At 42.7% G+C, this 13,966-nt stretch carries 12 protein-coding genes and 1 other annotated feature; of the genes, 7 read left to right on the top strand and 5 right to left on the bottom strand.

Annotated elements, in window-relative coordinates; genetic code table 11:
* Positions 1 to 20: 20 nt before the first annotated feature.
* Together T487_RS0102575 and T487_RS0102570 are read right to left on the bottom strand one after the other, a co-directional pair.
* A complete protein-coding gene (locus T487_RS0102575; protein ID WP_031573658.1) occupies positions 21 to 362 on the bottom strand; it encodes a HesB-like protein in 342 nt (113 codons plus the stop codon).
* A 26-nt stretch (positions 363 to 388) separates the two neighbouring features.
* Positions 389 to 718: a HesB-like protein gene (locus tag T487_RS0102570; RefSeq protein ID WP_242848001.1), complete on the bottom strand. Its 330-nt coding sequence runs from the start codon at positions 716 to 718 to the stop codon at positions 389 to 391.
* A 512-nt stretch (positions 719 to 1,230) separates the two neighbouring features.
* Here T487_RS0102570 and T487_RS0102560 point away from each other — a divergent pair.
* The 3 genes from T487_RS0102560 to T487_RS0102550 all read left to right on the top strand — a co-directional run bounded on the left by T487_RS0102560 (position 1,231) and on the right by T487_RS0102550 (position 4,873).
* A complete protein-coding gene (locus T487_RS0102560; protein ID WP_031573653.1) occupies positions 1,231 to 1,665 on the top strand; it encodes a hypothetical protein in 435 nt (144 codons plus the stop codon).
* A gap of 128 nt (positions 1,666 to 1,793) precedes the next feature.
* Entirely contained in the window at positions 1,794 to 2,315 is a 522-nt protein-coding gene (locus tag T487_RS0102555; RefSeq protein ID WP_031573650.1) for a type 1 glutamine amidotransferase domain-containing protein, read from the top strand.
* A gap of 290 nt (positions 2,316 to 2,605) precedes the next feature.
* Complete coding sequence (locus T487_RS0102550) at positions 2,606 to 4,873, top strand: putative bifunctional diguanylate cyclase/phosphodiesterase (protein WP_031573647.1); 2,268 nt, start codon at positions 2,606 to 2,608, stop codon at positions 4,871 to 4,873.
* 82 nt (positions 4,874 to 4,955) lie between these two features.
* On the opposite strand, the gene leuS is transcribed toward T487_RS0102550, so the two are convergent.
* Together leuS and T487_RS0102540 are read right to left on the bottom strand one after the other, a co-directional pair.
* Positions 4,956 to 7,391 (bottom strand): leucine--tRNA ligase, encoded by a 2,436-nt coding sequence (leuS, locus tag T487_RS0102545; RefSeq protein WP_031573644.1) that lies wholly within the window; start codon positions 7,389 to 7,391, stop codon positions 4,956 to 4,958.
* A 40-nt stretch (positions 7,392 to 7,431) separates the two neighbouring features.
* Positions 7,432 to 7,626: a binding site (T-box leader), on the bottom strand.
* Positions 7,627 to 7,781: 155 nt separating this feature from the next.
* A complete protein-coding gene (locus T487_RS0102540; protein WP_031573641.1) occupies positions 7,782 to 8,342 on the bottom strand; it encodes a class IV adenylate cyclase in 561 nt (186 codons plus the stop codon).
* A gap of 358 nt (positions 8,343 to 8,700) precedes the next feature.
* Here T487_RS0102540 and T487_RS0102530 point away from each other — a divergent pair, with 358 nt between their 5' ends.
* Positions 8,701 to 8,895 (top strand): hypothetical protein, encoded by a 195-nt coding sequence (locus T487_RS0102530; protein ID WP_031573638.1) that lies wholly within the window; start codon positions 8,701 to 8,703, stop codon positions 8,893 to 8,895.
* Positions 8,896 to 9,266: 371 nt separating this feature from the next.
* Here the strand turns inward: T487_RS0102530 and fba are convergent, their stop codons facing one another.
* Positions 9,267 to 10,193 carry a class II fructose-1,6-bisphosphate aldolase gene (gene fba / locus T487_RS0102525; protein ID WP_031573635.1) on the bottom strand — a complete coding sequence of 309 codons (927 nt, stop codon included), beginning with the start codon at positions 10,191 to 10,193 and terminating at the stop codon, positions 9,267 to 9,269.
* A 292-nt stretch (positions 10,194 to 10,485) separates the two neighbouring features.
* Here fba and T487_RS0102520 point away from each other — a divergent pair, with 292 nt between their 5' ends.
* Genes T487_RS0102520 through sdaAA form a run of 3 tightly spaced genes read left to right on the top strand, consistent with a single transcriptional unit; the run spans position 10,486 to position 13,828 of the window.
* Positions 10,486 to 12,096 carry a nucleoside kinase gene (locus tag T487_RS0102520; RefSeq protein ID WP_074542581.1) on the top strand — a complete coding sequence of 537 codons (1,611 nt, stop codon included), beginning with the start codon at positions 10,486 to 10,488 and terminating at the stop codon, positions 12,094 to 12,096.
* Between the two features lie 47 nt (positions 12,097 to 12,143).
* Entirely contained in the window at positions 12,144 to 12,860 is a 717-nt protein-coding gene (sdaAB, locus tag T487_RS0102515) for an L-serine ammonia-lyase, iron-sulfur-dependent subunit beta (protein WP_242848000.1), read from the top strand.
* Between the two features lie 20 nt (positions 12,861 to 12,880).
* Entirely contained in the window at positions 12,881 to 13,828 is a 948-nt protein-coding gene (gene sdaAA / locus T487_RS0102510) for an L-serine ammonia-lyase, iron-sulfur-dependent, subunit alpha (RefSeq protein WP_074542580.1), read from the top strand.
* Positions 13,829 to 13,966 lie beyond the last annotated feature (138 nt).

Raw genomic sequence — 13,966 nt, 5'->3', positions numbered from 1 at the left:
TCAGTATAAATCAACTGATGTTAGCCGCAGCTGCTGCAGGTTCCGCAGTCAGATTCCACGACCTTATTGGGTCTTAGGACCATACCCTGTCCCAGGTTTTCTTCTGTGGAGAGAATCTGGAAACCTTCAAATTCATCATAAAGATTAGACTCGATATAGAAGGTCAGATCTTTAACGACAGTCTCCATATCTCCGTCTTTCTTATCATCCACCATAAGTCCAAATCTAGGACCACTGCAGGCATAACCTGCCAAGGTGATACGGATATTGTTTTTTTCCACCTGATTGCTTCTCAGGAATTGGATAAACTCTTCATAAGCAGCATCGCTCATCACAAGAAGTTCCTTTTTTAGAGTTTCCATTCTAAAATCTCCCCTTTTTGATTCAATTATACAGCACAACCTGTTGCGCAGGTGGAGCAGCCGATGTTTTCATCAATTTTCTTTGGTCTTAGTGACATTCCGCCACCATAGTTCTCTTCATCAGAAAGAATCACGAATCCCTGATATTCATCATAAAGATCCTTAGCCACGATGAAAGTAATATCCTTGATGACTTCTACCACATCACTGTCAGTAGCTTCGTCCACCATGAGTCCAAATCTTGGACCGCTGCATCCGAAACCAGCCAGTGCCAGTCTTACAACCTTAGGCTCAATGTCATTGGCTTCCAGCAGGTCATTGAATTCCTGATATCCAGCATCAGAAATTTCTATCATGTTTGTCATTGTGTTAATCAATTAAAACAACTCCCTTTTAATTCTTATAAGTTTACTCTGATTTACCACTCCATTATATAACAATCTGATGGATTCTTCAAATCAATTTGGTCTGAGGCAAATCCGAGGAAAGCACTGAAGAATAAGGATTCCTCAGAACATGAACTTATTTTACCAAAAAAGTATTAAAATGTCCTGAAGTATTTCTTTTTCTTGGTTCTGCAGAAAGACCCCAATAGAATTTTTTCTTCTGAGTGTTCCTCTTCTTAATATCAGGTACAATGAAAGAAGAAGAAGTATCAATGAAAAACCTCCGAGTCGGGGAAACTCAGAGGCTTTCATTCAGTATACATATTCGTATAAAAGGGGGAAATATGAAATACTATTACGGTCTTTCGTATTTCGAAATATGTTGTGTGTGTGTTATGTACTTATAGTAACATAGGTTGTGCAAAATTGAAAGTGATTCTCAATTAATTGTTGAAAACATTTTGTGAATAAGGAGGACTGCAATGGGAAATGAAAAATTCTATGAGAAGGATGCATTGCTGAAGGTCCTGTTTATGCCCATTCGGGATAAGTTGTCAATTTATATTGGTGCTTCTATGGTAGAAGTCAAAGAAAAAGAAGGTTTTCTTTTCGTGATATTTCTTACGCCTGGTGGAAAAATTGAGCTCAAGTGTGCAGCAAAAAGAATGGCGGTGACTCTATGGGAGGTGGAGCTTCAGGACCAGGAGATTCAGGAGATTCTGCTTCGGATTGCTTTTTTCTTAAGAAGAAATGAGATCCAAGTCCTGACCATACGAAAAAGTGCTGAAACAAAGAAGTTATCAGAGTATCTTGAAAAAAATTGCAAGACACTGCTCTTAGCTTCTTATGGAAAAGAAATCTGGTATGAGCTGAGAGTGATGGAGTATATCTGTAAAGCCCAGCATCAGAACATATGATGTGAATAGAAGAAAATGCACTGCACTATGAAAGGTGTAAAAACTTCATTAATTCTTTTGAAAGTTTACGGCGGGAGCATAGATTTACGGTACAATGTAAGCAATGATAAGTACTAGGAGGAAAAACCATGAAAATTTTATCGTTTGTTGCTGATATCTTTGAAGATTTGGAACTGTGGTATCCTTTAATCCGTCTCAAAGAAGAAGGATGGGAAGTGGATGTGGTAGCCCTTGACAAGAAAAAAGTCTACACAGGGAAATATGGACTAAAGGCAGAGGCCAATAAATCCTATGATGAAGTGAAATCGGAGGACTACGATGGTCTTCTCATTCCAGGCGGATACGCTCCTGATATTTTGAGAGTTGAGGATGACTGTATCAGGCTGACGAAAGAGTTCAATGAGCAGGGGAAACCCATTGGTATGATCTGTCATGCGGGTTGGGTACCTGTGACTGCAGATATTCTTAGAGGAAAAACAGGAACGAGCACGAAGAAAATTAAAGCCGATCTGGAAGGCGCAGGAATGACTTGGGTGGACAAAGAAGTGGTAGTATCCGAAAATATCATTTCCTCCAGATCCCCTAAGGATCTTCATGTGTACACCACTGCATTCATTGATGAAGTGAAGAAGTACAAAGAAGGAAAATAGTATAGCATAACATCAAATAAACAGGATCTGATTTCGACAGGAGTCAGATCCTGTTTTTTGATGGGGCTATTATTGCATGAATCATGGGAAATTTCACGAAGTGAGATTTTTCTATATTGACGATATATAATAGAAAATGGTACATTGAGGTAGTGGCTTGTGGAGAGTTTAAAGGTTGCTATAACCGATGACATCATGATTAATTCTGCATGAAATCAGCACGATGAAATACAATATACCGATAGACTGATATGACCGGCTGAAATAAACAAAAGTTATTGTGAGTAAATATGAAAAAAGACAGACTGACTAGAAAAGATCTCAGCTTTTTCATCATTCCGTTCCTGATTCTTACCTTAGGGGTAGGTACGTTAACCTATTACACAGCTCGGGAGCGGGTTTCGGATGTATATCATATGATGGAGAAATCATCCCTTAATATTGCAAGCAGTTACACAGCAGCGCTTCTGAATTATCAGGATGCCTACGAGATTGCAGTGAATCTTCTAGAAGATAAAATTCTTGTAGCCAGTAGAGCGGTGCTTCTAATTGACAACAATGACAGTACGACTGAATCTTTAAAGAAGCTGGCATCAGAGCTTCAGGTGGATCAGATCAATCTATATAACAAGGATGGGGAGATCCTCTCCAGCAACATTGAAGACTATGTGGGATGGAAAACCTATGAGGGACATCCAGCATTTTATTTCAAGAACAGTATGTTGGAATCTTTTATGGAAGAGTCCAGACCGGATACGGTCAGCGGAGAATATTACAAATTTGGATATGTCCGCAAAGATGACAGTACTTTTGTTCAGATAGGTGTTTTGGATGAGAATCTGAATCAGTTCACTCAACAGTTTGAACTGCAAAATCTCATTGAAGATATCGTGGAGAAACAAGAAGTGGATCATGCACTGTTTATCAGCAACAAATATAAGGTTCTTGCATCCAGTATCTCAGATACCAGAGGTAATGAGATCAAGGATGAAACGGTACGTAGATATATAGACGAACGGAAGCTGGTAGTCGATCATGGCGTCTATGAAGGAGAAGAGATTATTCATGTATCTGCTCCTGTTTTTAGTGAAGACGACTATTTAGGAACACTCCTTTTCATTTGGCCAAGAAATCTTGTGGATGAAGAAGTCCGAAGCATCATTATGGAAGGGGTTGTAGAGTTTCTGATTCTGATGTGCGTTGGTGGTGCAATTCTTTATTATGCATACCGAAAAGACAAGTCCAATATTAAGATTGCTTATTATGACGAGCTCACAGGACTTCCCAATGGAACCTACCTGGAAGAATATCTGGAAGACCTGGTGGTGACACCCACTAAAGGAAGAAGAGCGGTGCTGCTTGTAAACTGTTCTAATTTCAAGACACTCAATATGACCTTTGGTTATAAATATGGGGACCGGATTCTGCAGCAGGTATCTGAAAAAATTAAAACTGTGCTGCGTGAGGATAAAATGTTCTTCCGATTTAATGCAGACCGTTTTGTCATCGTGGTGGAAGAGTTTAAATCAAGAAATGAGCTTCTCTCCCTGGCGAACAAACTCCTTGCTGTATTCAGGCAACCACTGGATGGAGGCTCAAAAGATGAGTATCTGGAGGTACAGGTAGCAGTGCTTGAACTAACTGGGATGCATATCTCTTCAGATAAAGTGCTAAAGGATGTTTCCTTAGCCTTATCACATTTAAAACACTACGATAACCGCCAGATCATTCTATACAGTGATACCATGCAGGATGACATTCTCCGGAAAGAAGCCGTTGAAGAAACACTGCGCCAGGTGATTACAGGCACCGACACTACATCTTTTACCCTCCATTTTCAACCGCTGTGGAACGTGAAACTTCATGAAACCATGGGATTTGAAGCATTAGCAAGACTGCATGTGGAGGGGATAGGAGCAGTATCACCCATGGAGTTTATTGATCTTGCGGAGAAAAATCTCCTGATTTATGACCTGGGAAAAATTATCCTTGCGAAGGCTTGTGATTTTGTCAATCTGTTGAAAGAAGAAGGATACGATGATCAGCTCATCGCCATAAATATCTCTCTCATTCAGCTTCTAAGAGAAGATTTCACCAAAGATGTTCACAGGATTCTGCTGAAGAAAGGGGTCTCAGGTAAAAACCTGGAGTTTGAAATCACGGAGTCCGTTCTGGTGGACAATTTTGAACTCATAAACGAGAAGCTTGCAGAAATGAAGCGCTTAGGGGTTTCTGTGGCACTGGATGACTTCGGCACTGGTTTTTCCTCCTTTGCGCGGCTGCGGTCTCTGAATATAGATACGGTGAAAGTAGACCGGTATTTTATCAACAGAATCACAGAATCTGCAGAAGAAGAGATCATCACAGCAGATGTGATCAGTATGGCCCATAAGATCAAACTTACAGTCATCGCAGAAGGTGTGGAGCTTCAGGAGCAGAAAGAGTATCTGGAGAAACACCACTGTGATGTGCTTCAAGGGTACTATATTTCCAAGCCTCTGACAGAAGAAGATGCCATCCAATTTTTACTGGAGAATCCGAATGAAAAAGTGATATAAAAAAACAGATGCTGCAGATTTTTTGTTCTGCAGCATCTGTTTTTACATGGTATTTTTACATGGGTAATATTTCTTTCAGAGTCTATTTTACAACGATATTGACCAGTCTTCCCTTGATGACAATGACTTTAACGACGGCCTTTCCATCGGTTTCCTTCTGAATGGCCGAAGTTGCCAAAGACAGAGCTTTGATTTCTTCGTCGTTGGCATCTGATGGGATCATGATACGTTCTTTGATTTTACCATTGATCTGGATCGCGATTTCCACTTCATCCTTCACCAGAGCTTTTTCATCAAAAACTGGCCAGGACTCGTCAAAGACAGAACCTTCATTTCCAAACATTTCCCAGATTTCTTCAGAGAAATGTGGAGCAAATGGAGCCAGAATTCTAATAAAGTCTAAGGTGACTTTCTTTAAAACCTCATGGTTATGCTTTTCCATGGGGATGTATTTGGTGAGGGCATTGGTCAGCTCCATCATACGGGCAATGGCAGTGTTGAACTGCATCTTCTCAGAGTCTTCTGTTACGCCTTTGATGGCATTGGCGTTCCAGTAGAGAAGATCTTTATCCTCAGATCTCAGGTCTTCTGTGCTGCTGGAGCTGTGGAGAATATCTCTGATGTTGTGGAAGTTTCTTTCTACTCTGTCTACAAATCTGGATACAGAGCGGATGCCTTCATCCGACCAGGCTCCGCCTTCTGCGTAAGAGAATCCGAACATCAGATACATTCGGAACACATCAGATCCGTACTGGGTGATGTATTCATCTGGAGAAATGGTGTTGCCTTTGGATTTACTCATTTTCTGTCCATCTGGACCAAGAATGAGCCCTTGATGGGTCAGAGATTTGAAAGGCTCATCAAAGGACAGGTAGCCCATATCTCTCAGCGCTTTTGTGATGAATCTGGCATAAAGCAGGTGCATCACAGCATGTTCTGGTCCACCGACATACTTGTCTACAGGCAGCATGGTGTCGATTTTCTTCTTGTCAAAAGGAGCATCGGCATTTTTGTTGTCTACATAGCGCAAATAATACCAGGAGGAGCAGACAAAGGTATCCAAAGTATCCGCTTCTCGTGTAGCTGGTCCACCGCATTTTGGACAAGTGGTATGGAGGAATGCCTCACTTTTTGCCAGAGGACTCTTTCCGTCTGGTGCAAACTCCACATCATAAGGAAGTTCTACCGGCAGGTCTTTCTCTTCTACAACCACTTCACCGCAATGCTCACAATAAACCACTGGGATAGGTGCTCCCCAATATCGTTGTCTTGATACGAGCCAGTCTCTCAGTCTGTAGTTTACCTTCAGTTCTCCCTGACCACGGTCCTGAAGCCATTTGGTCACCTTTTCTTTGGCCTCATCGCCTTGAAGACCGTCAAATTCTCCCGAGTTCACCATTGGTCCGATTTCTGTGAAAGGAAGAGATTCTCCACCTTCGATGACGCGCTCGATGGGAAGATCGTATTTCTTTGCGAACTCATAATCTCTTTCATCATGGGCAGGTACCGCCATGACGATTCCTGTGCCATAGGTGTTCAGCACATAGTCACCTACCCAGATGGGGATGACTCTTCCGTTCACCGGATTGATGGCATAGGATCCGGTGAAGACGCCGGTCTTTTCTCTGGAAAGAGACTGTCTGTCGATCTCATTTTGCATCTTGGCTTGCTCTATATAGGCTTCTACTTCAGCCTGATGTTCAGGTGTGGTCAGATCTTTCACCATGTCATTTTCAGGTGCGAATACCACATAGGAAACACCAAAGAGTGTGTCCACACGGGTTGTGAAGACAGAAAAATCAAGATCTTTATCCTGAACTTTAAAATTCACCTGGGAGCCATAGGAACGTCCGATCCAGTGCTTCTGCATGGATTTTGTTTTTTCAGGCCAATCCAGTTTGTCCAGATCTTCCAGAAGCTCATCAGCATATTTTGTGATTTTGAAGAACCACTGGGTCAGATCTTTCTTTATCACCAATGTCTGACATCTCTCGCAAGCACCATCCACCACCTGTTCATTGGCTAGGACCGTGTTGCAGCTGGGACACCAGTTTACAGGTGCTTTCTTTCTGTAGGCCAGACCATTCTTATAGAGCTCTGTGAACAGCCATTGGGTCCACTTATAATAGTCAGGGGCACAGGTAACCACCTCATGGTCCCAGTTGAACATGGCGCCCATTTCCTTCAGCTGTTTTTCCATGGTTTCGATGTTCTTCAGCGTGGAATCCATAGGATGAATTCCTGTCTTGATAGCAAAGTTTTCTGCAGGAAGACCAAAAGCGTCAAATCCCATAGGCTGGAACACATTGTATCCCTGCATTTTTTTCATTCTTGCCCAGGAATCTGTAGGACCATAGTTGAACCAATGCCCTGCATGCAGCTTGCTTCCTGATGGGTAGGAAAACATCTCCAGTACGTAAAGTTTCTCTTTTTCTGGGTTTTCCACAAACCTAAAGACTCCAGAGTCTTCCCATTTTTTCTGCCATTTCAGATCTGTGTGTTTGCCGTAATTTGCCATTTGTATCCTCCTCCAAAATAAAAAAACTCCGTCTCTTCCGATAAGAGACGAAGTAAACATCCGTGGTACCACTCTAATTAAGCCTAAGCTTCACTTTCAGGAACTATAACGCGTCCAACCGGGGCCATTGCCCATGCTCCAAAGACGAGTTCACATACTGGCCATATCCCTTTTCACCGGACAGGGACTCTCTAAGATGGTTACGATGCTACTACTTCCTTTTCATTACATATATAACGAGATTATAAAGAATCAGCGGTGAATTGTCAACGTCAAATAGAATCAGGAGGGCAGTCTTCTACTATCCCTTCTCTCATATCTTCCCAGGTGTGTGCTATACACCCACCATACAGAGTGAGTGAAATCTTGAGGAGACTCTATCGTAACAGCCTAAAGTCCCTCGGGTGAGTTTGGTGTGATTCCTCTTGCTTTTAGGATTTCATGGATACTGAGAGCGGAGGTGTCCTCCATGGTGTAGCCGAGAAGCGTGACCACTTCCTCCAGTTCCTCTTCAGATGTGCTCTCCACTTCCAGGTAAGGAAAAGGCACATAGGTCTTCTCATTGACATCTATTTCAACCAGAGTATTTTTATACTGATAGCTTTCTCTGGATTTTTTTACGTTTTCCAGAAGCTCCAGTCCTAGGGCATTGAAAATACCAAGTCCAACCTCTTTGCTTTCGATGAGGGTTTCATGTTCGTCCATCTTCTTATAGACGTCTCTTGAAATGAGTTTTTTTGTGGTCATGAAGACTTTCTCTTCACCGGTTTCCTGATCCTTCACAAAGCGGATTCTTGCATATCCATTCTGGTTCAAAAGTCTTCTGTCCGGGAAGTCATGAATATAGTTTTCCTGCAGCTCATTCTTCACAAGAACAGCACCAGCACCTTTCATGATGCGGCGAATCCTCTCAATGTTGATGTCCAATATTTTTACTTCCAGTTCCATAATTGTCTCCTTTGCGTATATTTTTGAAAACATTACATATGTTTGGTCCCAATGGTTTTCTTATGCATGACGATGCATTTGCTGAAGGCTTTCATATTTCAAAAATGGAAAAAAGCCGTAAAATGGTATCCTTTACCATAGCAAATCCAAAGTATTGAAACAGTTTCATAAACCATTGTCATAAACTTATGTAAACAACCTTGACTGTTTACATAAGTAAGTCTAAAATGCAGTTGTAACAAGGAAATAACCTTGTTGAAGCTATTATACATTTATTCCTTTAAGAGGTACAGTATGTACCAGGTTTTAAGAGAATCTCCCACGGGCCTTAGAGAAAATGTCATTAAGTGAGGTGTAGAATATGAACGCATATGAAGCTACAAAAAGGATTTATGCCATCAGTGATGAACTGAGCATACTATCTAAAGAACTTGGTGCTGCAGTTAAGGAAACCAACAGGAATCTGATTGAACAGAAGATCAATATTCTAGAAAATGAGTTTTTTAATATAAAGCACAAGCTCGAAAAAATCCAGCTGACTGCAGGAAGTTTATAGGACTTCAAAAGAGGGAACAAAAAGATTGAATCCTCTAACAAAAGAGAATCCATAGACATATGGCATGAACAAATGCCACAGAATCTGTGGAAACAGACAAAAGATAAAGCCTTCTTTCTAAGTCAGAAGGTGAAGAAACAGAAGATGTCCCTGTACGAACGGTTGTAAGGTACCTGGGAAGAGAAAAAAAAGAGCTGCAGTTCATCGAGAGATTGGTGAACTGCAGCTCTTTTTTATTCGTCTTGAGTGAACGGAAGACATATTTTAGTGGCCTGTTTTATGGGTTATATAGGGAAAAAGGTGGAACCCTAGAAAAAAACAGGACTCCTTTTTAGGGGAGTCCTGCCTCTTATACTGAAACGGGTTGGTGATTAGTTCATGGAGTTTGCTGAACCAAGAACTTCATCAATTTTCTTTTCAACAAGAGCTTGAATCTCTTTTCTTGCAGCACCAAGATATCCTCTTGGGTCAAAACCATCTGGCTTATCAGCAAACGCCTTACGGATGGATGCGGTCATGGCAAGACGGATGTCTGTGTCCATATTGATCTTGCAAACTGCCATAGCAGATGCTTTTCTCAGCATGTCTACTGGAATACCCTGTGCGCCCTTGATGTTTCCACCGAACTCATTGCACATAGCAACGTGTTCCTGGCTGACAGCGGATGCACCGTGAAGAACTATTGGGAATCCTGGAAGTCTCTTCTGGATTTCTTCCAGAATATGGAACTTCAGATCAGGCTTTCCAGCAAACTTGAATGCACCATGGGAAGTACCGATGGCGATGGCAAGTGAATCTACACCAGTTCTTTCCACAAATTCAACAGCCTGGTCAGGATCGGTATACACGTGCTCTTCTGCATGAACATCATCTTCCACACCAGCGAGGATCCCGAGTTCCGCTTCAACAACAACGCCCTTGGAGTGTGCGTACTCTACAACTTCCTTCGTGATTTTTACGTTTTCTTCGAAATCCAGATGGGATCCGTCGATCATCACAGAAGTGAATCCAGCATCGATGGCTTCCTTCACTGTGGCAAGATCTGGGCCGTGGTCCAGATGAAGTGCGATATCAAGACCGGTTTCAGCTACTGCAGCATCTACCATGGCTTTCAGATATCTTGGTCCGGCATATTTCATTGCACCCTTGGAAACCTGAAGAATTACTGCAGAGTTCTTCACTTTGCAGGCATCAACGATTCCCTGAATGATCTCCATATTGTTGATGTTGAATGCGCCAATCGCATACTTGCCCTCATAGGCTTTCTTGAACATTTCTGTTGTTGTGACTAATGCCATTAATACAACCACCTTTCAGTTTATCTTTTGGATACTGTGTTTAGGGACTCTTTCATCTCATTGAGGTAAAATCATTCTAAACTCTCCTTCTATTATATAGCATTTTTACGTATGAAACCATATCATAAAACAGATTCAAGGAATGGTAACAATTGAATTTCAAGTGAAATGGTTTACGGTGCTGCAGCTGCATAGGAAGATTATGATGCCATTTTCAGTGTTTTCACCTATAATGAAGAGGATAGAGCGTGAATGTGTCAAATGACCTCACAAGGCATAAAGGAGGAAGCTTATGGAGAAGAATAAAGGCTATACCTATAATGAACTGAAAAGTTTGAGAAAGGGCACCCAGCAGCCAATTCTTGCAAGGACCAACGGAGAGTATTTTGAGCTGACTGAGGAACTGAAAGGAAGAAACAATCTGTACCCCGTGTTCCGTGAAGATTACGTGGGCCATAAAACCTATGAAAGAACCCTTTCCTTTATTCTGGTTGCTGCCTTTTATAGGTTGTGGCCCAATAAAGAACTTATTATTGACCATTCCATCAGCAGAGGTCTTTATTGCTGGGTACGGGATGAGATTCTAACAGAAGAAATGCTGCACCGTCTGGAAAAAGAAATGAGAACCATCATTGAAGAGAATCACCCCATAAAAAAAGAGTGTTTTCTGCTGGAAGATGCACTGAAGTTCTTTGAAGAGAATGGAGAAACAGCTAAATATATGCTGCTTGCTCATGCGAAGTTCCATGAGGTGAAGTTGTATCATCTTTTGGACCGCTATGCTTATTTTTATGGCAAGATGGCGCCATCTACAGGGTATACACCCTTATTTTCATTGGTTTGCTATAAAGACGGTTTTGTTATGAGCTATCCTACGGTGAGGGAGCCTGAACTGGTCCGGCCTTTTACGCCACAGGACAAACTCTTTGAAATCTTTAAGGAAACTGCCACATGGGACAGGCTCCTTGGTATCCATTATGTGGGGAATCTGAATGAAAAGATCCGGAACGGAGAAGCTAGAACTCTAGTGAATATCACAGAAGCTCTCCATGAAAAGAAAATTGCCTATATCGCGGATGACATTAAGGAAAGAAATGGTGTAAAAATCGTGCTCATCGCAGGGCCAAGCTCTTCGGGTAAAACTTCTTTTGCGAACCGCCTGGCCATTCAGCTTCGGGTAAATGGCCTTTTGCCCATTCCTGTCAGCATGGATGATTATTTTGTGCCCCGCCGTCTTACACCAAAGAAGGCAGATGGATCCTACGACTTTGAATCTTTAGAGGCCATAGAACTGGATCTTTTTGAGTCAGATATGATCAAGATACTCCAAGGAGAAGAAGTCATCTTACCGAAGTTTGATTTCAAAACAGGCACTAGAGGTGTTTCAACCACTAAGGTGAAACTTCCGGAGAATGGTGTACTCCTCATTGAGGGCATCCATGGACTGAACCCAAGGCTTCTTGCAGGTATAGATAATGCATTGAAATTTAAAGTCTACATCAGCGCCCTGACGGTTCTCAATCTGGACAACCACAGCCGGATTGCGACAACGGATGTGAGAAAGTTGAGACGTATGGCAAGAGATTTTCTTTCCAGAGGATATAGTCCTGAGGAAACACTACTCATATTCCCTTCGGTTTCTGCAGGCGAAAAAGAGAACATCTTCCCTTATCAGGAGGAAGCGGATGCCATGTTCAACTCCACACTCTTTTATGAACTTTCAGTGCTGAAAAAGCATACGCTGAAAGAGCTGGAGAAGATTCCGAAAGAGAGCAGCACGTATGAGGAGGCCAAGCGGCTTATTACCATCTTGAGGCTTTTTGAGGATATCGACGACCAGATGGTGCCTACCAATTCTTTGCTGAGAGAGTTCATTGGTGGAAGCCAGTTTTACGATTATTAACAGAAGACAAAATTAAAAGGCAGGTGAAATCTGTTTGCTGAATCATTATGGCAGACAGTGAAGATATGAAGAAAAAATATGGTGTTTTTGATATCATAGGACCCATTATGATAGGCCCCTCCAGTTCGCATACAGCAGGGGCGGCAAAGCTGGCGAAGATTGCCCGGGGGATTGCGGGAGAAGAGCCTGTGGAAGTGCATTTTTATCTCCATGGCTCATTTTCCAAAACCTATAAAGGACATGGAACCGACAGAGCTCTCGTTGCTGGTGTCCTGGGGATGGACCCCGCAGATGATAATCTCAGGGATTCCCTGAAAATGGCGAAAGCAAAAGGTATGGAGATTTCCTTTAACGAGAAGGATCTGGGGGATGTGCACCCGAACTCTGTACGGGTTGATATGGTACTGAAAAACGGGAAAACAGTATCTGTTACAGGCTCCTCCATTGGGGGTGGTGCTGTGGAAATCACCAATATTGACGGGGAGGAGATTCAGTTTTCAGGAAACTATCCCACCCTTCTCATCACACAGAAAGATGTGCCCGGGGTTGTGGCGAATGTGTCAAAGCTGCTTTATGACTGCGGCGTGAATATTGCATATATGTCTTTGTTCAGAGATCAGAAAGGACGGGAAGCCATGATGATTTTTGAGCTGGACCAGAACGTTGATCCCTCGGTTCTTGAGAAGCTCACAGAGGTGGAATCTGTGGAACATGTTCGTTTTGTTCCGCTGACGAGCAATGTGATCAATTACCCTGTAGTCTAAAGAGGAGAGAAGTAAGAGTTATGAATATAAAGAACGGAAAAGAGATGCTGAGAAGATGCAGCGAGGAGAATCTCAGCATTGGAGAGTTCACCTTGAAGCAGGAAATGGAGGAGAGCGGCTTAAGTTATGAAGAGGTTTATGGCCGTATGGTGGAAAATCTGCGTGTCATGGAGTTCTCCACCACAAAAGGAGTGGGAGAGAAAGTCATTTCTGTCTCTGGACTCATTGGCGGAGATGCGTACCGCATGGGAAAGTATCTGGACAAAGGTCAGAGTGTTTCGGGACGAGTTATGGTGAAAGCCATGAGTTATGCGCTTTCCTGTTCTGAAGTCAATGCGTCCATGGGGAAAATCGTTGCTTGTCCCACAGCAGGTGCTTGTGGGATTCTTCCAGCAGTCATCATGACCATGAAAGAAGAACATAAAGTAGAAGAAAAAGACTTGATTATGGGGCTCTTCGCTTCCGCAGGAGTGGGAGCCATCATTGCCCAGAATGCCACCATCTCAGGAGCTGAAGGCGGATGTCAGGCAGAGTGCGGCTCTGCGGCGGCCATGGCTGCAGCGGCAGTGGTGGAAATGATGGGGGGAACACCCGAAATGTGTCTCAATGCCGGTGCCATTGTTTTCAAAAATACTTTAGGTCTGGTTTGCGATCCCATTGCGGGCCTCGTAGAAGTGCCTTGTGCTAAAAGAAACGCTGCTGGAGCAGTAAGTGCCATTACAGCGGCGGATATGACGCTTGCGGGTGTAGTCTCCAGAATTCCATTTGATGATACTGTGGCAGCCATGTACTCCATTGGAAAAGCTATGCCGGAGGCTCTAAGAGAAACAGGAATCGGTGGACTTGCGGGAACGAAGACTGGAAAGAAACTGAAAAAAGAAATCTTTGGCTCCAAGAATGGAAAGGCGAAGAACAAGATGAATGATGATACCTTTGATTCGGACAAGGAAGAGAAGGAAGAAGAATAAAGATCGTCGTTCTCAAAGAACAAGCATGGGGCGATAAAGAGATTGGGGCTTCTGATGTCCCTGAAGAATATTCTTCATCAGATTGGACTCTGTTAAGGTGGGATTCTCATTGAAAGGATCCAAAGCATTTTTGAATAG

This window comes from Proteiniclasticum ruminis DSM 24773, from assembly GCF_000701905.1.
Classification (GTDB): Bacteria; Bacillota; Clostridia; order Clostridiales; family Clostridiaceae; genus Proteiniclasticum; species Proteiniclasticum ruminis.
This window is presented reverse-complemented; position numbering and strand designations above follow the sequence as displayed.